This is a genomic window from Paraburkholderia sp. BR13444, from assembly GCF_040948755.1.
Lineage (GTDB): Bacteria > Pseudomonadota > Gammaproteobacteria > Burkholderiales > Burkholderiaceae > Paraburkholderia > Paraburkholderia youngii.
Genome location: NZ_JBFPKM010000007.1, coordinates 39,405 through 58,483, shown reverse-complemented (window position 1 = coordinate 58,483; position 19,079 = coordinate 39,405). Strand labels below are relative to the sequence as shown.

Genomic DNA, 19,079 nt, shown 5'->3' with positions numbered 1-19,079 from the left:
CGTTGCGTGTCACGTCTGGCGCCGCGCCAGGCCCTCCTGGTCGCATGCTGGCCCGAGCCGGAATTCAGTAATCCACCAGTTGATGCTCGCGCAAATACGCGAGGATCACTTGTGCTTTTTCGACGGAACTCCCTTCAATTACGACGCTGCCGCCGCGGCTCTCGGTCGTCGTCGCCGACAGCATGCGGGCGTGGCCCGAGCGCTTTTCGACGGCGGCGAGCCGCACTGGTTTCGCGGTGGCGGGGCCGATGGCCCATGCGGACTGTTCGGGAGGAATGCCGTGCGGCGCGGCGGCGCCCGGCGCGGCGGTGCGCTCGATCTTGCCCTCGCGCAGCCGCGCATATGCGTACGACGTCGCGGCGTTCGCGAGCGGATGCACGGCGATCAACGCGGGCAGCCGCACTTCGACGCGCCGTCGCAGGCCCTTCGGCATGAACTGACGGACCTGCGCGCAACCGTCGCGCACCGCCAGATCGACGGCGGCGCCGACGAGCGGTACCGCCAGCGCATGCGCGACGCGATACGGCAACATGCCGCTATCGAAGCCGCCTTCGGCGCGCGTGCCGGTCAGCACCAGCTGGTAGCCACGCAAACGCGCGGCGAGTTGTGGCGCCGGATCGGCGTCGGGTGGCATCTCCAGCACTTCGACCGAATGCGCGCCGAGCGCCAGATATTCGTTCAATGCAGCGTTCGACGGATCGCCCGCATGCAGCACGTCGAGCGTCGCGCCATGCGCTCTCGCGAGCGACAGCGCCAGCGTCAACGCCGCCGCATCATTGCGGCTGTAGCGCGCGACGCCGCTGACCGGATGACGTCCGATTGAAACCAGCACGGCAATCTTCATGCGAGCACTCCTTCGGCAAGCTTGCCCGGCTGCAGCAGTGCGGCCGAGGTGGCGCGCGCGCCGCGCGCCGCGGCCGCGGCTTCGTTGAGCGCCGCGATGGTTTCCTGCGCGTCCGCGATCACGGTCAGATTCGCGCGCTTGGCGATCGGTGCGCTCGCGTCGAGATTGACCGCGATCACATGGCGGCAATCCTTGATGCCCTGCAGATGCTGAACGGCGCCGGAGATGCCGAACGCGATATACACGCTCGCCTCGACGGTCTTGCCGGTCGCGCCGATCTGCTTGTCGCGCGTGAACTTGCCGTCGTCGACGGCGACCCGGCTCGCGCCGATCGCCGCGCCGAGGGTCGTCGCGAGCCGCTCGAACGCGGGTACGTCGCTCACGCCGTTGCCCGCCGATACGATGAAGTCCGCCTCTTCCAGCGCGACTTGCGCCGCATCGATTTCGTCGATGCCGAGATCGCGTATTGCGCGTTGCGCGACCGGGCTATCCGCCTCCCGCTCGAAGCGCCACGCGACCCGTTCGCCAGCGCCGACGAACGGCAGCTTCGGATCGACCGCATTCGGTGCGAGCAGCACGACTTCGGGCAGCGCGCGGCTGGCGAGCGCCGTATTCGCGCGGATATAGGTGGACACGTGCGCTGCGTCGATCTCGACGACGTGCGTCGCGACGCTTGCATCGGCCACCGACGCATAACGGCGGCCCAGGTCGCCGTCGCCGGTCGCGTTGTCGGGCAGAAAGACGTGGGCGGGCGCGTAGGCTGCGACGCAGGCCGCCAGCGCATTCAGCTCATCGTCCGGCGCGTAGGTGCGGCGATCGAACATCGGCAATTCGATCAGCTTGTCGGCGCCGAGCGCGGCGGCATCGCCGGTGAATTCGCCAAACACGAGCAGCACGACTTCGGCTTGCAAGTCCGCGATCAGCGCGGCGGCGGCAAGCGTTTGGCGCGCATGTTCATCGAGCGCGCCCCGATCCGCGTGCGCCGCCACCAGCAGCACATGGTGCGGCGTGGCCGTCGTGCGGCGCGGCTTCGGCTGTTCGTGATGCGCGGCGTGACGCGCTTCAGCTAGCGACGCACTGCCGCCGGCATCCGCCACGCCAACGGCGCCGAGCGTGATGCGCCGGAGTCCCTGCGCCGTCACCGTGAACGGCCGGCGCGGATCGATTCGTTTGAGCGTATTCATCATCGCGTTACTCCAGCGCCGCGGCGACCAGTTCGGCCACGTCAAGTACTTCCGGGCGCGGCCCCACTACCCCTTCGAGCATCGCCGTGCAATTCGGGCAGCCGACCGCGACGATCTCCGCGCCACTTGCGCGCGCGTCATCGATACGGATGTCGGGAATCCGCCGTTTGCCGGGGATATCGGTCAACGGTGCGCCGCCGCCACCGCCGCAGCAGCGCCCGCGCATCCCGTGTCGCTCCATCTCGACCACCTTGATGCCGATGCTCTTCAGCACACGGCGCGGCGCTTCCGTCTCACCGTTGTAACGGCCCAGATAGCACGGGTCGTGATACGTGATGTTGCGTTCCGCCACGGCGGCGGCCACGCGCGGCGACAGCTTGCCGCTCGCGATCAGTTCGTCGATCAGCGCCGTGTGGTGCTGCACCTGATAGAAGCCGCCGAGCGCACGATACTCGTTGCGCAGGCTATGCAGCACATGCGGATCGGCGGTGACGATGCGTGCGAACGAGTACTGCGCGAGCGTGCCGATCAGCGTACGGGCCAGTTGCTGGAACGTGGCTTCGTCGCCGAGACGCCGCGCGGTGTCGCCGGTATCGGTTTCGACGCCGCCCAGCACCGCGTAATCGACACCCGCGCGGTTCAGCAGCTTGACGAGCGCGCGCAGCGTGCGCTGATAGCGCATGTCGAAAGCACCTTCGCCGGCGATCAGCAGTACGTCCACATGACGACCCGGCTGCGCGACCTGCACCTGCAAATCGACGGCCCAGTCGTAACGCGCGCCGATGTCGTAGCCGTTGCTGCTGCCGGTCTCGCGCAGATTCGCGAGCGTCGCCGGCCCCTTGCCCGGCACGCTGCCTTCGACGAGCGTCTGATTGCGGCGCATGTCCACGATCGCATCGACATGCTCGATCAGCATCGGGCACTCCTGCACGCAGGCGCGGCAGGTCGTGCACGACCACAGCGTGTCCGCTTCGATCAGCGTCGAAATGAGCGGCTTGCCCGGCGCGCCCCCATGCTTGCCGATCGGAATGCCCGGCGTCGGGCTGCCCGCGTATTGCGCGTCGGTGCCGCCGACCATGCCCGTCACCAGATCCTGAATCAGCTTCTTCGGGTTCAACGGCTGTCCCGCCGCGAACGCGGGGCACGCCGCTTCGCATTTGCCGCATTGCACGCAGGCATCGAAGCTCAACAACTGGTTCCAGCGGAATTCGACCGGCTTGCCGACGCCGTATTCCTTCGCGTCGAGCAGCGGCATTTTCAATGCCGTGGGCGGCACTGCGTCGGGAGCGTTACGCGCCGCGGCGGCATCGGCAAAGCGCTCCTGACGCGGATGAAACGCGAGGTGCAGCAGACCTGCCAACGCATGCTTCATCGGACCACCGCGCGCCGCGCCGAACGTCATCGTGAACGCGCCCGCCGCGATCAGCAGCGCAACGATCACCGCGAGCGCACCGGACATCGCCGTCGCAGGCAATGCGATGAACAATGCCAGACCGAGCGCGAACGAACCCAGCAGCAGCGGCAACTGATCCCACGGCCCACGTGAGAGCCGCGCCGGCACTGCTTTCGCGCCATGCCGGCGGCGCCAGACGAACACCGTGCCGATCAGCATCGCCAGCGCGGCGACGAAGATCAGCTTGTCGAGCCACGGCGAGTAGATCGCGAAGCCGTAGTTGACGAACACGAGCGCCATCGCGAGGATCGCTCCGCCCGCCGTCGCAACGTGCGTGCGTGCGATGTACGGGTCGCGCGCAACCACATGATGCAGGTCGACGAAGTAGCGCTTCGGGATCGCGAGCAGATTGGCCCAGCCGTAGGCGCCCGCGACGGTCGCGCGGCCCTCGCGCCAGTAGGCGGCGCGGCGTGCCAGCGCGAATGCGAGACCGGCCACCGACACCCACAGCAGGACGGTGATGACAAACACGGGGCTCATCGTCAGAAATCCTTGCAAAGGCGCAGCGCGTCGTAGATCGCGCCGTGAATGTTGTGCATCGAGATGCAGTCGCCGACCCGGAACAGCAGGAAGCGGCCATTGCCGAGTTGCTCGTCCAGACACGGCTGCGGTTCGGACGCGAACAGCTTGTGCACGTCCACCTGCCCGCGATTGACCGATTCAGTCTTCAGCTTCCAGTAAAGCTGATCGTTCGGCGTACTGCCGTTTTCGATCACCACCTGATCGACCGCGCGTTCTTCCTGCTCCTCGGTGTACTCGTTGCGGATCACGGCGATCTTCTTGCCGTCCTCCTCGTACACCTTGTCGAGCCAGTAGTTCGGCGTATGGATCACGCCTTGCGCGTACAGACGGCGATAGAAGATCGGGAATGTGGTGCCGCCGACGTCGTCGGCAACCTTCACGTCGGGCGTGACGATCTCCACGTTGCCGCCACGGCTCGCGATGAAATCCGCGACGCCCGCGCCCGCATGCGTGCTGACGCCGTCGTACACGAGCACGTTCTTGCCCGGCTCGACCTTGCCGGCCAGCACGTCCCACGAACTGACCGCGAGCCCCGCGTCGACACCCCACGCCGCGACCTGCGACGTGAACGCCGAACCGCCGGTGGCGAGCACGACGATGTCGGGCTTCTCGGCCATGATGGTCCGCTCGTCGGCGGCGACACCGAGGCGGCGGTCCACGCCGAGGCGCTTCGTCTCCATGTCGAACCAGCGCACGATGCCCGCCATCTGCTCGCGCTGCGGCGCTTTCGCCGCCAGCATGATCTGGCCGCCGACGTGATCGTTCTTCTCGAACAGCACCACGTCGTGACCGCGCAACTTCGCGACGCGCGCCGCTTCGAGCCCCGCCGGCCCCGCGCCGACCACGACGACCTTGCGCTTCGGTCCGCGCGACTTCGCGATCACGTGCGGCATCGTCGCTTCGCGTGAGGTCGCGGCGTTCTGCACGCACAGCACGTCGAGCCCGTTGTACTGACGGTCGATGCAGTAGTTCGCGCCGACGCACTGCTTGATTTCGTCCTCGCGGCCATCGCGGATCTTGATGACCATATGCGGATCGGCGATCTGTGCGCGCGTCATGCCGACGAGATCGACCATGCCGCTCGCGAGCAGCCGCTCGGCCTGGCCCGCGTCGCGAATGCTTTGCGCGTGCATCACCGGCACCTTGACGACCTGCTTGATACCGGCCGCCAGATGCACGAACGGCTCGGGCGGCAGCGCCATCGGCGGCATGCAGTTGGCGAGCGTGTTGTGGGTGTCCGCGCCGGAACCGATCACGCCGAGATAATCGATCAGACCGCTCTCGCTCATCGCCTGGGCGATTTCCTTCAGTTGTTCGTGATCGAGCCCGTCTTCATGAAATTCGTCGCCGCACATGCGCAGGCCGACGCAAAAGTCGGCGCCCACCGCCGCGCGCACCGCCTGCAATACTTCGACGCCGAAACGCAGGCGGTTTTCGAGCGAGCCGCCCCATTCGTCGGTACGGAAGTTGGTGCGCGGGCTCCAGAACTGGTCGATCAGATGCTGGTGGGCGGCCGAAATTTCGATGCCGTCCATGCCCGCATCCTTCACCCGCTTCGCCGCCGCCGCGAAGTCGCCGATGATGCGGCGAATCTCCTCGACCTCGATGATCTTCGCGTTGCCGCGATGCACCGGCTCGCGCACTCCCGACGGCGACATCAGATGCGGCCAGTGCTCGCCGTGGAACGCCGAGCGGCGTCCCATGTGAGTGGCCTGAATCATGATCTTCGCGCCATGCGCGTGCATCGCTTCGGCGAGCCGCGCGAGCGGATCGACGATCCTGTCGGTGGCGAGGTTCACCGACTTCCACCAGCCTTGCGGGCTGTCGATCGACACCGGGCTCGACCCGCCGCACACGGCGAGTCCGACGCCGCCCTTGGCCTTTTCCTCGTAGTAGCGGATATAGCGGTCGCCGGGCAGGCCGCCCGGCTCCGCGTAAACCTCCGCGTGCGCGGTACTGACGATGCGGTTGCGCAGCGTCAGCTTGTTCAACGTGAGCGGCTTGAAAAGGTTCGGGTAACGCATCGCGATCGACCTCGGAATGCTCGGATTAGATTGACGCCAGCGGCGACACTTCGAATACGCAGTACTCGTGTCCCTCCGCCGCGCAGCTTGCTTCTTTCGATTGCGACGGCGGGCCCTTGCGCGCGCCGTCGGGCGCGGTGTCGTTGACCCAGTCCATCGCGCCCGCGAACCAGCCGGCGAACATGTAGCAGAGCTTGCCGGTCTTGCCCGGTTGCGCGAGCACGAACGACGAGTGCCGTAGTTCGATCCGCACATGCGAGCTCGCCGGATCGGCCTCGATGATCCTGAACAGGCCCCAGCCGCGCTGCGACAGACGGTTCAGGTAGTGCTCGAATACCGCCATGCCGGTGAGGCCATGCTGTTTCGCTTCCTTCTCGCACCAGAAATAGGCGGACTTGTAGCCGGCCTTGTAGAGAATCTCGGCGTACGTGTCGCGGCCGAGCGCCTCCTCGACGGCGACGTGGTTGTTGGTGAAGAAATGACGCGGCACGTAGAGCATCGGCAGCGCGTCGGTGGTCCAGACGCCGGTGTCCGGATTCACATCGATGGGCAGTTGAGGTTGCATGTGGGAACTCCGTTTTTATCCGCTGTAAGAAGGCTCACACCTTCCAGACTTCGCCGAACACCCGTACCCAGTTCTCGCCCATGATCTTGCGGATGCGCGTCTCGCTCCAGCCGGCGCGTTCCATCGCTGCGGTGAGGTTCGGAAACTCGCCGATCGTGCGAATGCCTTCGGGATTCACGACCTTGCCGAAGTTCGTCAACTGGCGATAACGGCCCTTGTCGTGCGTGATCCAGTCGAAGAACTCGGTGCTGTAGCCCTGCGTGAAATCGGTGCCGATTCCCACCTGGTCCTCGCCGATCAGATTCACCACGTACTCGATCGCCTCGAGGTAATCTTCGACGGTCGCATCGGGGCCGCGCTTCAGGAACGGCGCGAACATCGTCACGCCGACGAAGCCGCCCGCATCGGCGATCTCCTTCAGCTGCTCGTCGGTCTTGTTGCGCGGATGCTCCTTGAGCCCCGACGGGCAGCAATGCGAATAGCAGACCGGTTTCTTCGACGCCGCGATCGCCTCCGACGAGGTCTTGCCGCCCACATGCGACAGATCGACCATGATGCCGACGCGGTTCATCTCCTGAATCACTTCGCGCCCGTAACCCGAGAGACCGCCGTCGCGCTCGTAGCAGCCGGTGCCGACGAGGTTCTGCGTGTTGTAGCAAAGCTGCACCACGTTGACGCCGAGATCCTTGAACGCCTCGATATAGCCGAGGTTGTCCTCGAACGCATGCGCGTTCTGGAAGCCGAAGATGATGCCGGTCTTGTTCTCTTTCTTCGCGCGGTAAATGTCTTCGGTGGTGCGCACCAGCGTGAGGATCTCGCTGTATTGGCGGATCTGCTGCTTCATTTCGGCGATGTTGTCGACGGTCTTCTGAAAGCTTTCCCAGACCGACACCGTGCAGTTCACGGCGGTGACGCCGCCCTTGCGCATGTCCTCGAACACCGAGCGCTCGAACTTCGAAATGTTCAGCCCGTCGATGATGATGCTGTTCTCGTGCAGTTGACTCATCGTTTGCTCCACGCGTACTCAGTAAATGGGGAAGCGCTCGCACAGCGCGAAAATCTCGCGGCGCACACGTTGTTCGGTTGCGGCGTCGCCTTCGGGGGACGCGCGCAGCGCATCGAGCACCTCGACGATCAGACGCCCGACCTCGCGAAACTCGCTGACGCCGAAGCCCCGCGTCGTGCCCGCCGGCGTGCCGAGACGAATGCCGGACGTGACCGTCGGCTTCTCCGTATCGAACGGAATGCCGTTCTTGTTGCAGGTGATGCCCGCGCGCTCCAGCGCCTGTTCGACCTGATTGCCCTTGAGCCCCTTCGGCCGCAAATCGACCAGCAGCAGATGGTTGTCGGTGCCGCCCGTCACCAGATCGACGCCGCCCGCTTTCAGCACGTCGCCGAGCGCCCGCGCGTTCGCGAGCACGCCGTCGATATAGGTTTTGAAGCCCGGCTGCAGCGCCTCGCCGAACGCGACCGCCTTGCCGGCGATCACGTGCATCAGCGGGCCGCCCTGCAAGCCGGGGAACACGGCGGAGTTGATCTTCTTCGCGATCTCTTCGTCGTTGGTCAGCACGAAACCGCCGCGCGGACCGCGCAAGGTCTTGTGGGTGGTCGACGTGACCACGTGCGCATGCGGGACCGGATTGTCGTGACGGCCGGCCGCGATCACACCGGCGATATGCGCCATGTCCACCATCAGCTTCGCACCGACGCCGTCGGCGATTGCGCGCAGCCGTGCGAAGTCGAGCGTGCGCGGATAGGCGGAGAAGCCCGCGATCAGCAGTGTCGGTTTGTGCTGTTGCGCCAGTTCCTCGATCTGCTCGTAGTCGATCAGCATCGTGTCGCGCCGCACGCCGTACTGCACCGCGTTGAACCACTTGCCCGACAACGCGGGCTTCGCGCCGTGCGTCAGATGCCCGCCCGCGTCGAGCGACATGCCGAGCACCGTATCGCCCGGCTTCGTCAGTGCGAGCATCACCGCGCCGTTCGCCTGCGCGCCGGAATGCGGCTGCACGTTGGCGAACTTCGCGTCGAACAGTCGCTTGATACGATCGAGCGCGAGCGTCTCGATCTCGTCGACGTATTCGCAACCGCCGTAGTAGCGCTTGCCCGGATACCCTTCCGCGTATTTGTTGGTCAGCACCGAGCCCTGCGCGTCGAGTACGGCGCGCGACACGATGTTTTCCGACGCGATCAGCTCGACTTGCGACTGCTGACGCTCGAGCTCTTTCAGAATGGCGCCGCGCACCGCCGGATCGCGCGCCGGCAGCGAGTCTTCGAAGAAGGGATTCGGGTTCGACATGGAAGGTCCGTAAGAACGTTGACGGGAGGCTGTTGCGGGTTGCCGGCGGATCGCGCCGCCGCTTTGCCTTGGATCTATTCTTGACGGTCGGCCCGCGCGTCGATTTACGAATTCAGACGCGTTCTTTGCCTTTTCCGCCATGCGCGTCCTTTTTCGACAAGTCGGCGCAGTCCGCCTGCGCGGGGCTGCACTACAAGGCAGTCTTACTGCGCCGTTCGGGTGCGCCGTACCGCCGTCGCGGCGCCGTTCTGGTGCCGCGTGGAAGCGATTTGATCAGTCAATTGCTTAGCCTTTCCACGCTTTGTGCGCAGCATCCAAGGGTTTAGCCGGATGGCACGGTAGTTGCCCTGATATTCAGAATTGAGATAGTCGCCTGCCCCACGGCGACGCGACATTCAAATCAGGATTCCCCGTTCCCATGTCCATCGATCGCACGGCATCGTTGTCGCATTTCGCATTCATGCCGGTTCCCAACTTCACGATGATCGCGTTCACCAACGCGATCGAAGTGCTACGCATGGCGAACTACCTGACGGGTCAGACGCTTTACCGCTGGTCGATCGTGAGTCCCGTCGGCGGCCCGGTCATGGCGAGCAACGGGCTTTCTGTCGATACGGGTCCGGTCGAATGCGTCGGGCAACCCGATATCGTGTTCGTGGTCGGCGGCATCGACGTGCAGCGCTCGACCACCGCCGAGCATCTGTCCGCGCTGCGCCGTTTCGCGCGCATGGGCTGCGTGCTGGGCAGTCTGTGCACGGGCACCTATGCGCTCGCGCGCGCCGGTCTGCTGACCGGTTATGCATGCGCGATTCATTGGGAAAACATGTCGGCGCTGAAGGAGGAGTTTCCCGACACGCGCTTTCTGAAAGAGCTGTTCGTGATCGATCGGGATCGGGTGACCTGCACCGGCGGCGTCGCGCCGCTCGACATGATGCTGAACCTGATTTCGCCGCGCGTCGGTACCGCGCGCGTCACGCAGATCGCCGAGCAGTTCATCGTCGAACACGTGCGCGACACCAGCGCGCAGCAGAAGATGCCGCTGGTCGCGCGGCTCGGCTCGGCCAACAAGTCGCTGTTCGAAGTTATCTCGCTGATGGAGAACAACATCGAGGAGCCGCTGTCGCGCGAGGAACTGGCGCGGCTCGCCGGCATGTCGCAACGGCAGTTGCAGCGGCTGTTCCGCGAGCACCTGGGCATGACGCCGACGCATTACTACCTGACGCTGCGCCTGCGGCGCGCACGCGAGCTGCTATTGCAGACCGACATGTCGATCATGCACATCACGATGGCGTGTGGCTTCCAGTCGGCCTGCCACTTCTCGAAGAGCTATCGCGATGCGTTCGGCACCGCGCCGACGCGCGAGCGCCGCAGCCAGGCGCCTTCGCTGTCCAATGCGCCAGTGCTGGCGGCTTGATCAATGAAGATACGCGCTGAACGGCGTACCCGTTCAGCGCGTGCGTAAGACAACGCGCTGCGTGGACCGGCAGCCCACCCAGCGCTTCGGCGGCACTCTGGCGGCTGGCGAACCTCAAGCCGCCTTCAAAAGCCCATGCGGGTCGATCACAAACTTCTTCGGCGCGCCGCCGTCGAATTGCCGATAGCCCTCGGGCGCATCGTCGAGCGATACCACCGTCACGTTGACGATATCGGCGATCGGCAAACGATCCCACAGGATCGCCTGCATCAGATTGCGGTTGTACTTCATGACCGGCGTCTGCCCGGTGTGGAACGAATGCGACTTGGCCCAGCCCAGGCCGAAGCGCAAACTGAGACTGCCCTTGCGTGCGGCGGCGTCGGCCGAGCCGGGATCGTCGGTCACGTAGAGGCCGGGAATGCCGATCGCGCCGGCCGCGCGGGTGATTTCCATCAGCGAATTGAGCACCGTGGCCGGGGCTTCCTCGTGTGAGCCGCTGCTGCCGTGACCGTGCGCTTCGAAGCCGACGCAGTCCACCGCGCAATCCACTTCGGGCTTGCCGAGGATCTGCTCGATCTGTTCGCCGAGCGTCGCGTCCTTCGACAGATCGATGGTCTGGAAGCCCATCTTGCGCGCGTGCGCGAGGCGCGCCTCGTTCATGTCGCCGACGATCGTGCAGGCCGCCCCCAGCAGGCGTGCCGACGCGGCCGCCGCCATGCCGACCGGTCCAGCGCCCGCGATATAGGCTGTGGCGCCGGGCTTCACGCCGGCCATCACCGCGACGTGATAGCCGGTCGGCAGAATGTCGGACAGGCAGGTCAGGTCGCGGATCTTCGCCATCGCCTGCGCCGGGTCCGGGAATTTCAGCAGATTGAAGTCCGCATACGGCACGAGTACGTATTCGGCCTGGCCGCCAATCCATCCGCCCATGTCGACATAGCCATACGCGCCGCCCGCGCGCGACGGATTGACGTTCAGGCACACGCCGGTATGCTGTGCCTTGCAGGTCGGGCAGCGTCCGCAGGCCACGTTGAACGGCACCGACACCAGATCGCCGACGCTCAGCGTTTCGACGTCGCGCCCTACCTCGATCACTTCGCCGGTAATCTCGTGCCCGAGCACGAGGCCGACCTCGGCGGTCGTGCGACCACGCACCATGTGCTGATCGGAGCCGCAGATATTCGTGCTCACCACCTTCAGGATTACGCCATGGCCGATCGAACGGCCACGTGGATCGACCATCTTCGGATAGTCGATCGACTGCACTTCGACCTTGCCCTGCCCCAGATACACGACGCCGCGATTGCTGCTCATTGTCTCGTCTCCATGTTCGTGAGCGGCGCGCCCGCACGCTGCATGGCGCGCCGTTCCACCAGCGTAGCGGCCGCTCGCAGCGGCACCTGTGCCGAACCCGACACGCGTTTGGCCACAACCGACAACGCCGGCATCGCTCGCGCTGCGGCCCACAACTTTTTCTTTACCCCCGCGCAACATATCCTCGTTTGCCAGCGTTTCGCAAAAGCCCGATAGTGCTGCCTCAGCCGAATCGCCGATCCGCCGACTCACACTCCCCGACCGAGGACCCGTTTGCAATGAAGACCCGAGCGCTCAAACTGATAACAACCGCGACGTTCGCGCTGTTCACGCTGTCCGCGATCTCACCCGCCGGTCACGCGGCCGAGCCCGCCGCCGCGCAACGCCAAGCCACCGTCGATGCGGCGATCCGGCCGCTGATGGCGAAGTACCATATCGCCGGCATGGCGGTTGGCGTGATCGACGACGGCAAGCCCTACGTGTACAACTACGGCGTCGCATCGACGCAAACCGGCAAGCCGGTCACACGCGACACGCTGTTCGAACTCGGCTCGGTCAGCAAGACCTTCACGGCGACGCTCGCGTCATATGCGCAGCTCGACGGCAAGCTGTCGTTGGCGGACGGCACGGAGCGCTATCTGCCGACGCTGCGTGGCCGGCCGTTCGGCAAAGTGAGCCTGCTGAACCTCGGCACGCACACGCCCGGCGGTCTGCCGCTCCAGGTGCCCGACGAAATCCATAACGACACGCAATTGCTGCAGTACTTCCACGACTGGCAGCCCACTCATCCGCCCGGCACGTTCCGCACCTACTCCAATCCCAGCATCGGTACCCTGGGCCTGATCACCGCGAAAAGCATGGGGCAGGACTTCACCACGCTGATGCAGCAACGCGTGTTTCCGGCGCTCGGCATGAAGAGCACCTACATCGACGTCCCCGCGGCAAAGATGCCGGACTACGCGCAGGGCTATGCCAAAGACGGTGCGCCCGTGCGCCTGACGGGCGGCGTGATTGCCGCCGAAGCGTACGGGGTGAAGTCGACCGCCGCCGATATGCTGCGTTACGTGCAGGCGAACATGAACCTGCTTCCGCTCGACAGCCAGCTCCAGCGTGCGATCACGGACACGCATACCGGCTATTTCCAGGCGGGCGTGTTGACCCAGGATCTGATCTGGGAGCAGTACCCGTATCCAGTCGCGCTGCCGACCTTGCTGGCCGGCAATTCGGCGGAAATGGTCCTCGACGGCAAGCCGGCGACCGAAATCAAACCACCGCTGCAGCCGCAGCAGAATGTCTGGATCAACAAGACCGGTTCGACCAATGGCTTCGGCGCGTATGTCGCCTTCGTGCCGCAAAAGCGCATTGGCATCGTGCTGCTCGCCAACCGCAATTTCCCGAACGAGGCGCGCGTGAGCGCCGCGCATCAGATCCTCACGGCGCTGGATGGCGGCGAGCATTGATGGATTGAGTACGACGGGACGGGGTACGGTCGCGTGCGGCGCGCTCCGTCCCGTGACTTTCATTCCCGCACAGCGGTCAACGCGCTGCGCGCATCGGCTTCGACCGCTTCGGACATGAGTGTTTCCAGCGCCATGCCACGCGTTTCGATCCCGAGTATCCACACCGCCGCCGCGGCGACCACGAAGCACATCGCGCCCAGCGAGAACACACCGCCCTGTCCGAAGACCGGCAGCACGACGCCCACGACATAAGGACCGATGAGCGAGCCGACCCGGCCGACCGCGGACGCGAAGCCCGATCCGGTCGCCCGCGCGCCGGTGCCGTAAAGCTCGGGGGTGTACGTGTACAGCACCGCCCACATCGAGAACATGAAGAACTGCATCGCGAGTCCGGCACAGATCAGCAGCCCCGGCGTCTGCACATGGAGCGCCGTTTGCCCGTAGACGTACGCCATCACCGCGCTGCCCGCGAGCGACGCGATACAGGTCGGCTTGCGGCCCCAGCGCTCTACGAGCCACGCCGCGCAGATGAAGCCGGGCACGCCGCCGAGAGAAATCAGCACCGTGTACAGCACGGACTTCGTCACCGCGAAGCCAGCCTGCTGCATCAACGCGCCGAGCCACGACGTCAGCCCATAAAAGCCGAGCAATGCGAAGAACCACAGCGTCCAGACCATGATCGTGCGACGCCGGTACGCCAGGCTCCAGATTTCGCGTAACGCGCCAGTGCCCTTCGCCGCCGCGGGTTCCCCCAGCATCACCGGTGCTGGCAACTGGCTCACGTTCGCCGAGCGCATCACCTTGGCCTCGATGCCGGCGAGAATACGATCGGCTTCCTCATGACGGCCACGATGTTCGAGCCAACGCGGCGACTCGGGCACCACACGGCGGACGATCAGCACGAACACCGCCGGAATCGCGAGCAGCGCGAACTCGCTGCGCCAGCCGAAGTTCGGCAGCACGAAATACGACACCACGCCCGACGTGATGAAGCCGAGCGGCCAGAAACCATCCATCAGCGCAATCAGGCGGCCGCGCGATGCGGCGGGCACGAACTCCGACAGCAAGGTCTGCGCGATCGGAAACTCCATCCCCATGCCGACGCCGAGCAGCACGCGATACAGGATCAGCACATCGACGCTCTGCGCGGTCGAACACAGATACGACGCCAGCCCCCACAGCACCATGCTCCATTGAAACACGGGCCGGCGTCCGAAGCGATCCGCCAGCAGACCCGCCACGGCCGCGCCGAGCACCATGCCGAAGAAACTCGCACTGGCGACGAGCCCCGTCGTCGCGGTCGACAGATGGAACTCGTTCTTGATCGAACCGAGCACGAAGGTCATCGTGGCGAGGTCGACCGAATCGAAGAAGAACGCGATCGCGACGATGATGAAGAGGGTTCGGTGATAGCGGGAGAACGGCAAGCGTTCGAGCCGGGCGGCTGCGCTGGCGCGAAGCGGGAAAGCAGTGGACATGTGATCCCCTCGTGGATACGGCGGTTGACGCGGTGACTTCCGCGTGGATGGGGCAAACTGTGTCCTCAGTAGATGCCGACATAAATCGGCCACATAGAAGAAATGCGTCGTCGGGATGGAACAGAGGCGTCGTGACGCGTCCGCCATGCCGCCAGGTTTCGGCGCTACGTGCGCAGCCGCGCATGCGCGGCGCTGGCGATCCGCGCAAGCGCCTCTGCGCTCAGACGGGCCGCGACTTTTTCGACGTACGCGTGATGCCGCGCTTCGAGCGGCGCACCGAGTTGCCGTGCGAGCAGATAACGGATCAGCGCGATGCGGCGGTGGCGCAGCGCGATGCTTTGATCGAGCAGCGCGAGCGCGGCACTGGCATCGTGCTCATCGCACGCGCGCGCGGTGAGACGCGCGGTGGCGACCCGGGTCGACGTCATGGCGGAAGACGGGGAAGAAGAGACGGAAAAAACGGCGGCCGGGGCGCGCACACACCGGCCGCCATCGATTGGCAAAGCCCATCGTGTCCCGCTCAGGACATCAACGGCTCGGCGGCGTCGAGCATGATCCTGACGAAGTAATCCGCGAAGCTGCGGCGCACGACGATGTCGAAGCTGTCCGCGCCCGTGGGCAGCAACGTGATCGACGCCTTGAAATAATGGCTCTGCGCGCACTGCCCCACGCCGAATAGTTTCGGATGCAGATCGAGCGGACAGCCGCGCGCGAGCACGTCGCGCGTCCGCGTGCCCTTGATTTCGAGCACCGTATAGCCGCTGCCGACATCGACCGCCGAGGCGAACACGCCCGCGAACGACGCGCCGAGCAACGCCAGCAACGGCGCCGTGCGCGTCGCATCATGCGCGGCCTCCGAACGCACGAGCCATTCGTCCGGGCCGAGCCACAGCATGTCGTAGCCGTTGCCGCGCGCGACGGTGTTTGCCTTCTCCGGCGGCTTGCAGCCGATCACCTGTTCCACCGCACGGATGAACGCCGCGTCGCGCGTATCGCCGCGCACGTTCACGAGTTCGAGAAACGGCCGCTCGCCGAGCCGGAACGCGGCAGTCGCGTTGGCCTGATGCTGTTTCAGCAGGCCATCCACACCGACCAGCGGCGACTCCTGCCACGCGCCGTTCTGCCGCCCGACCGTACGGTCCACGATCGATACCGTTCCGCCTGTTTCATTCCACATGTTGACGTGCTCCTTCGCTGTCGTAGAACACCGGACTCGCGATTTTCGCCGCGATCTGTTTGCCGCTCGCGAGCGGAATCGTGACGGTCGTGCCGATCTTGTCGAGGCCGCCCTTGACGACCGCCATCGCGATCGAGCGCTGCAGAATCGGGCTGTAATAGCTCGACGTGACATGCCCCAGCATCGGCGCGGTATCGCCCTGGAACGGACCGGCGACGATCTGCGAGCCCTCGGGTATCACGAACGACGCATCCTCCGATAGCAGCCCGACCAGTTGCTTGCGCCCTGCCTTAGCGGTGTCCGAGCGGGAGAGCGAGCGCTTGCCGAGAAAGTCTTTCGACTTCGCGACGAGCCCGCCCATGCCGAGGTCGTGCGGCGTCATCGAACCGTCCGTGTCCTGGCCGACGATGATGTAACCCTTCTCCGCGCGCAGCACGTGCATCGTCTCGGTGCCGTACGGCGTGATGTTGAACTCCTCGCCCGCGGCCATCAACGCTTCCCATACGGCGCGTCCGACGTTGGCCGGCACGTTGACTTCATAAGCGAGTTCGCCCGAGAAGCTGATGCGCATCACGCGCGCCGCCGCACCCGCGACCGTGCCTTCACGATATGTCATGAACGGGAACGCCGCGTTCGCGAAGTCGATGTCGTCGCAAACCTTTTGCAGCACCTTGCGGCTCTGCGGTCCGACCACCGCGAACGTCGCCCAGTGATCGGTGACCGACGCGAGCCGCACGCGCAGGTCGGGCCATTCGGTCTGCAGCCAGCGTTCGAGCCACGTGAGCACACGCGCCGCGCCGCCGGTGGTGGTCGTCATCATGTAGTGCTGATCGGCGAGGCGCACGGTCACGCCGTCGTCGAAGATCATGCCGTTCTCGTCGAGCATCAGGCCGTAGCGGCATTTGCCGACTTCGAGCTTGGTCCACGGGTTCGTGTACACCCAGTTCAGCAGCTTCGCGGAGTCCGGGCCCTGAATGTCGATCTTGCCGAGCGTCGACGCATCGAGAATGCCGACGCTCGTGCGCACCGCGAGCGATTCCCGCGCAACCGCCGCGTGCAGGTCCTCGCCTTTCTTCGGGTAGAACCACGGCCGCTTCCAGTTACCGACGTCTTCGAACGCCGCGCCATGTTCGACGTGCCATTCATGGATCGCGGTCTTGCGCACCGGGTCGAGCAATTCGCCCAGTTCCCGGCCGGCGAACGTGCCGAACGTGACCGGCGTGTAGTTCGGCCGGAACGTCGTGGTGCCGGTCTCGGGAATGGTCTTGCCGAGCGCCTGCGCGAGAATCGCCATGCCGTTGATGTTGCCGAGCTTGCCCTGGTCGGTGCCGAAGCCCATCGCGGTGTAGCGCTTCACGTGTTCGACGGATTCGAAGCCTTCGCGCGCGGCAAGGAAGATATCGGCCGCCGCGACGTCGTTCTGGAAATCGACGAATTGCTTGGGCCCGCGCGTGGCCAGCTCGCGTCCGCCGACGAGCCACAGCGGCTCCAGCTTCGTTTCGCTCAGCTCGGCGACCTGCACCGGCTTGGGCCGCGCGACGATGTGCCCGGCCGCGCGCGCCGCTTCGACGCCGGCATCGACCGCGAAACGGATGCCCTGGCCGAGCGTGAAGTCGCCCGCGCAGGCGCCGACGCTGGTCTCCGGCTGGACCGCCTTGCCCGGCACGAAGCAGGCCTTGTCGTCATGCCAATGGGCCTTGCCGCCCGACTGCGCGAACAGATGCAGCACCGGGCTCCAGCCGCCCGACATCGCGAGCAGATCGCACGGCAGTTGGCCCTGTTGCGCCGTGATCTGCCCTTTCGCATACGACGCGAGCGACACCGACGCGACGCGCAGCTTGCCATGCGCCGCCGTGACGACCGTGCCGTTCAGCACCTTGATGCCGTGGCGGCGCGCGAGCGCGGGCAGCGTGCCCTTCGATTCACCGGCGCGCGGATCGATCACGCTCACCTGCGCGCCGGCCGCTTTCAGGTCGAGCGCGCATTGATAGCCGTCGTCGTTGTTGGTGAACACGACCGCGTTGCGACCGGGCAGCACCGCATAGCGATGCAGATAGGTCGATACCGCCGACGCGAGCATCACGCCAGGCAGATCGTTATTGCCGAACACGATCGGCCGTTCATGCGCGCCGGTCGCGAGAATCACGCGTTTCGCGCGGATCTTCCACAGCAGTTCGCGCGTGCCCTTGCGTTGCGACACGGGCAGATGATCGGTCAGGCGCTGCGTGACCGTGACGAGATTGTGGTCCTGATAGCCGAACGCGGTGCTGCGGCTCAGGATCTTCACGTCGGGCAACTGCCGCAATTCGTCTTCGATTTTCTGCACCCACTGCAGCGCGGGCTTGCCGTCGATCTCCGCAGCACACGACAGCAGCGAGCCGCCGAGTTCCGGCTGATCGTCGACGAGCGTCACGCGCGCGCCGGACAAAGCCGCCGCGTGCGCGGCCGCGAGCCCGGTCGGGCCGCCGCCGACCACCAGCACGTCGCAATGCGCGAAGCACTTGTCGTAGCGGTCCGCGTCGCGCTGTTTCGGCGCGGTGCCGAGACCGGCCGCGTCGCGAATCGCTTCCTCGTACTTCGGCCAGAGCTTGCGCGGCCACATGAAGGTCTTGTAGTAGAAGCCCGCCGGAATGAAGCGCGCGATCTTCTGATTGATCGCCATGCGGTCCTTCTCGATGCTCGGCTTCGCGTTCACGCTGCTCGCGACGAGCCCCTGGTACAGCTCGACCTCGGTGGCCCGCGCGTTGGGCACCGTGTAGGCGCCGGTCTCCAGTTGCACGACCGCGTTCGGCTCCTCGACACCCGCGGTCACGATGCCGCGCGGCCGATGATATTTCCAGCTGCGCGCGACGAAGTGCATGCCGTTAGCGAGCAAGGCGGACGCGAGCGTATCGCCCTGATAGCCCTGGTATTCGACGCCGTTGAACGTGAAGCTCAGCGCGATCGCGCGGTTGATGCGGCCGCCGGTTGGGAGTCGGTCTTTCTGGCTCATGATGCTTTGCCCTCTTGTGCCTTTGCCTGTGCCTTTGCCTGTGCATTAGCTGCCTGCGTATCGCCACCGTCCAGCGCCAGCAACGGACGCTCGAACGTCTGATAACCCTGGAACGCATAGCTGACGGTGTCGCGCTGCGCCTTGAACCAGCGGCGGCAACCCTGCGTGTGGAACCATTGCTCGCGATGCACGCCGCGCGGGTTCTTGCGCATGAACAGGTAATCGCCCCATTCCTTGTCGGTCAGCGATTCGGTGTCGAGCGGGCGGGCGATGTCCGCCTCGCCGCCGCAGGAGAATTCGGTTTCGGCGCGGGGACCGCACCACGGGCATTCGATCAGCAACATCTGTGTCTC

General features: G+C 65.5%; 15 protein-coding genes. 2 read left to right on the top strand and 13 right to left on the bottom strand.

What is annotated here, in order from left to right:
* Positions 1 to 64: 64 nt before the first annotated feature.
* Genes AB3X95_RS20665 through AB3X95_RS20635 form a run of 7 tightly spaced genes read right to left on the bottom strand, consistent with a single transcriptional unit; the run spans position 65 to position 8,891 of the window.
* Entirely contained in the window at positions 65 to 844 is a 780-nt protein-coding gene (locus AB3X95_RS20665) for an electron transfer flavoprotein subunit beta/FixA family protein (RefSeq protein WP_368622414.1), read from the bottom strand.
* On the bottom strand, positions 841 to 2,028 hold the full coding sequence (locus AB3X95_RS20660) for an electron transfer flavoprotein subunit alpha/FixB family protein (RefSeq protein WP_368622563.1): 1,188 nt from the start codon (positions 2,026 to 2,028) through the stop codon (positions 841 to 843). Before AB3X95_RS20660 ends, AB3X95_RS20665 begins: the two co-directional genes overlap by 4 nt.
* Before the next feature lie 7 nt (positions 2,029 to 2,035).
* Complete coding sequence (locus tag AB3X95_RS20655; protein WP_368622413.1) at positions 2,036 to 3,961, bottom strand: (Fe-S)-binding protein; 1,926 nt, start codon at positions 3,959 to 3,961, stop codon at positions 2,036 to 2,038.
* A gap of 2 nt (positions 3,962 to 3,963) precedes the next feature.
* Entirely contained in the window at positions 3,964 to 6,027 is a 2,064-nt protein-coding gene (locus tag AB3X95_RS20650; RefSeq protein ID WP_176125341.1) for an NADH:flavin oxidoreductase, read from the bottom strand.
* A 25-nt stretch (positions 6,028 to 6,052) separates the two neighbouring features.
* Positions 6,053 to 6,592: a DUF5943 domain-containing protein gene (locus tag AB3X95_RS20645; RefSeq protein ID WP_368622412.1), complete on the bottom strand. Its 540-nt coding sequence runs from the start codon at positions 6,590 to 6,592 to the stop codon at positions 6,053 to 6,055.
* Positions 6,593 to 6,626: 34 nt separating this feature from the next.
* Positions 6,627 to 7,598: a dipeptidase gene (locus AB3X95_RS20640; RefSeq protein ID WP_176125339.1), complete on the bottom strand. Its 972-nt coding sequence runs from the start codon at positions 7,596 to 7,598 to the stop codon at positions 6,627 to 6,629.
* An 18-nt stretch (positions 7,599 to 7,616) separates the two neighbouring features.
* Positions 7,617 to 8,891: a serine hydroxymethyltransferase gene (locus tag AB3X95_RS20635; protein ID WP_368622411.1), complete on the bottom strand. Its 1,275-nt coding sequence runs from the start codon at positions 8,889 to 8,891 to the stop codon at positions 7,617 to 7,619.
* 418 nt (positions 8,892 to 9,309) lie between these two features.
* On the opposite strand from AB3X95_RS20635, the gene AB3X95_RS20630 reads away from it, so the two are divergent.
* Positions 9,310 to 10,305, top strand: coding sequence for a GlxA family transcriptional regulator (locus AB3X95_RS20630; protein WP_184228576.1), 996 nt, complete (start codon positions 9,310 to 9,312; stop codon positions 10,303 to 10,305).
* Between the two features lie 114 nt (positions 10,306 to 10,419).
* On the opposite strand, the gene fdhA is transcribed toward AB3X95_RS20630, so the two are convergent.
* Complete coding sequence (fdhA, locus tag AB3X95_RS20625; protein WP_368622410.1) at positions 10,420 to 11,619, bottom strand: formaldehyde dehydrogenase, glutathione-independent; 1,200 nt, start codon at positions 11,617 to 11,619, stop codon at positions 10,420 to 10,422.
* A 278-nt stretch (positions 11,620 to 11,897) separates the two neighbouring features.
* Between fdhA and ampC the strand changes: the two genes are divergently transcribed.
* Entirely contained in the window at positions 11,898 to 13,079 is a 1,182-nt protein-coding gene (gene ampC / locus AB3X95_RS20620) for a class C beta-lactamase (protein WP_368622409.1), read from the top strand.
* Between the two features lie 59 nt (positions 13,080 to 13,138).
* Here the strand turns inward: ampC and AB3X95_RS20615 are convergent, their stop codons facing one another.
* The 5 genes from AB3X95_RS20615 to AB3X95_RS20595 all read right to left on the bottom strand — a co-directional run bounded on the left by AB3X95_RS20615 (position 13,139) and on the right by AB3X95_RS20595 (position 19,070).
* Complete coding sequence (locus tag AB3X95_RS20615; protein WP_368622408.1) at positions 13,139 to 14,557, bottom strand: MFS transporter; 1,419 nt, start codon at positions 14,555 to 14,557, stop codon at positions 13,139 to 13,141.
* A gap of 164 nt (positions 14,558 to 14,721) precedes the next feature.
* Entirely contained in the window at positions 14,722 to 14,985 is a 264-nt protein-coding gene (locus AB3X95_RS20610) for a hypothetical protein (protein ID WP_018438003.1), read from the bottom strand.
* A gap of 92 nt (positions 14,986 to 15,077) precedes the next feature.
* The gene (locus AB3X95_RS20605) at positions 15,078 to 15,734 is read right to left on the bottom strand and encodes a sarcosine oxidase subunit gamma (RefSeq protein WP_368622407.1); all 657 of its coding nucleotides are present in this window, start codon (positions 15,732 to 15,734) and stop codon (positions 15,078 to 15,080) included.
* On the bottom strand, positions 15,724 to 18,726 hold the full coding sequence (locus AB3X95_RS20600) for a sarcosine oxidase subunit alpha family protein (RefSeq protein ID WP_368622406.1): 3,003 nt from the start codon (positions 18,724 to 18,726) through the stop codon (positions 15,724 to 15,726). The genes AB3X95_RS20605 and AB3X95_RS20600 overlap by 11 nt, the downstream gene beginning before the upstream one ends.
* Positions 18,723 to 19,070, bottom strand: coding sequence for a sarcosine oxidase subunit delta (locus tag AB3X95_RS20595; protein ID WP_176125331.1), 348 nt, complete (start codon positions 19,068 to 19,070; stop codon positions 18,723 to 18,725). The genes AB3X95_RS20600 and AB3X95_RS20595 overlap by 4 nt, the downstream gene beginning before the upstream one ends.
* Positions 19,071 to 19,079 lie beyond the last annotated feature (9 nt).

Excerpts from the sequence above, each read along its gene's own strand:
- AB3X95_RS20630 (WP_184228576.1), top strand. The coding sequence starts at position 9,310 with ATGTCCATCGATCGCACGGCATCGTTGTCGCATTTCGCATTCATGCCG.
- ampC (WP_368622409.1), top strand. The coding sequence starts at position 11,898 with ATGAAGACCCGAGCGCTCAAACTGATAACAACCGCGACGTTCGCGCTG.
- AB3X95_RS20645 (WP_368622412.1), bottom strand. The coding sequence starts at position 6,592 with ATGCAACCTCAACTGCCCATCGATGTGAATCCGGACACCGGCGTCTGG.
- AB3X95_RS20665 (WP_368622414.1), bottom strand. The coding sequence starts at position 844 with ATGAAGATTGCCGTGCTGGTTTCAATCGGACGTCATCCGGTCAGCGGC.
- fdhA (WP_368622410.1), bottom strand. The coding sequence starts at position 11,619 with ATGAGCAGCAATCGCGGCGTCGTGTATCTGGGGCAGGGCAAGGTCGAA.
- AB3X95_RS20660 (WP_368622563.1), bottom strand. The coding sequence starts at position 2,028 with ATGAATACGCTCAAACGAATCGATCCGCGCCGGCCGTTCACGGTGACG.
- AB3X95_RS20600 (WP_368622406.1), bottom strand. The coding sequence starts at position 18,726 with ATGAGCCAGAAAGACCGACTCCCAACCGGCGGCCGCATCAACCGCGCG.
- AB3X95_RS20640 (WP_176125339.1), bottom strand. The coding sequence starts at position 7,598 with ATGAGTCAACTGCACGAGAACAGCATCATCATCGACGGGCTGAACATT.
- AB3X95_RS20595 (WP_176125331.1), bottom strand. The coding sequence starts at position 19,070 with ATGTTGCTGATCGAATGCCCGTGGTGCGGTCCCCGCGCCGAAACCGAA.
- AB3X95_RS20615 (WP_368622408.1), bottom strand. The coding sequence starts at position 14,557 with ATGTCCACTGCTTTCCCGCTTCGCGCCAGCGCAGCCGCCCGGCTCGAA.
- AB3X95_RS20610 (WP_018438003.1), bottom strand. The coding sequence starts at position 14,985 with ATGACGTCGACCCGGGTCGCCACCGCGCGTCTCACCGCGCGCGCGTGC.
- AB3X95_RS20635 (WP_368622411.1), bottom strand. The coding sequence starts at position 8,891 with ATGTCGAACCCGAATCCCTTCTTCGAAGACTCGCTGCCGGCGCGCGAT.
- AB3X95_RS20650 (WP_176125341.1), bottom strand. The coding sequence starts at position 6,027 with ATGCGTTACCCGAACCTTTTCAAGCCGCTCACGTTGAACAAGCTGACG.
- AB3X95_RS20655 (WP_368622413.1), bottom strand. The coding sequence starts at position 3,961 with ATGAGCCCCGTGTTTGTCATCACCGTCCTGCTGTGGGTGTCGGTGGCC.
- AB3X95_RS20605 (WP_368622407.1), bottom strand. The coding sequence starts at position 15,734 with ATGTGGAATGAAACAGGCGGAACGGTATCGATCGTGGACCGTACGGTC.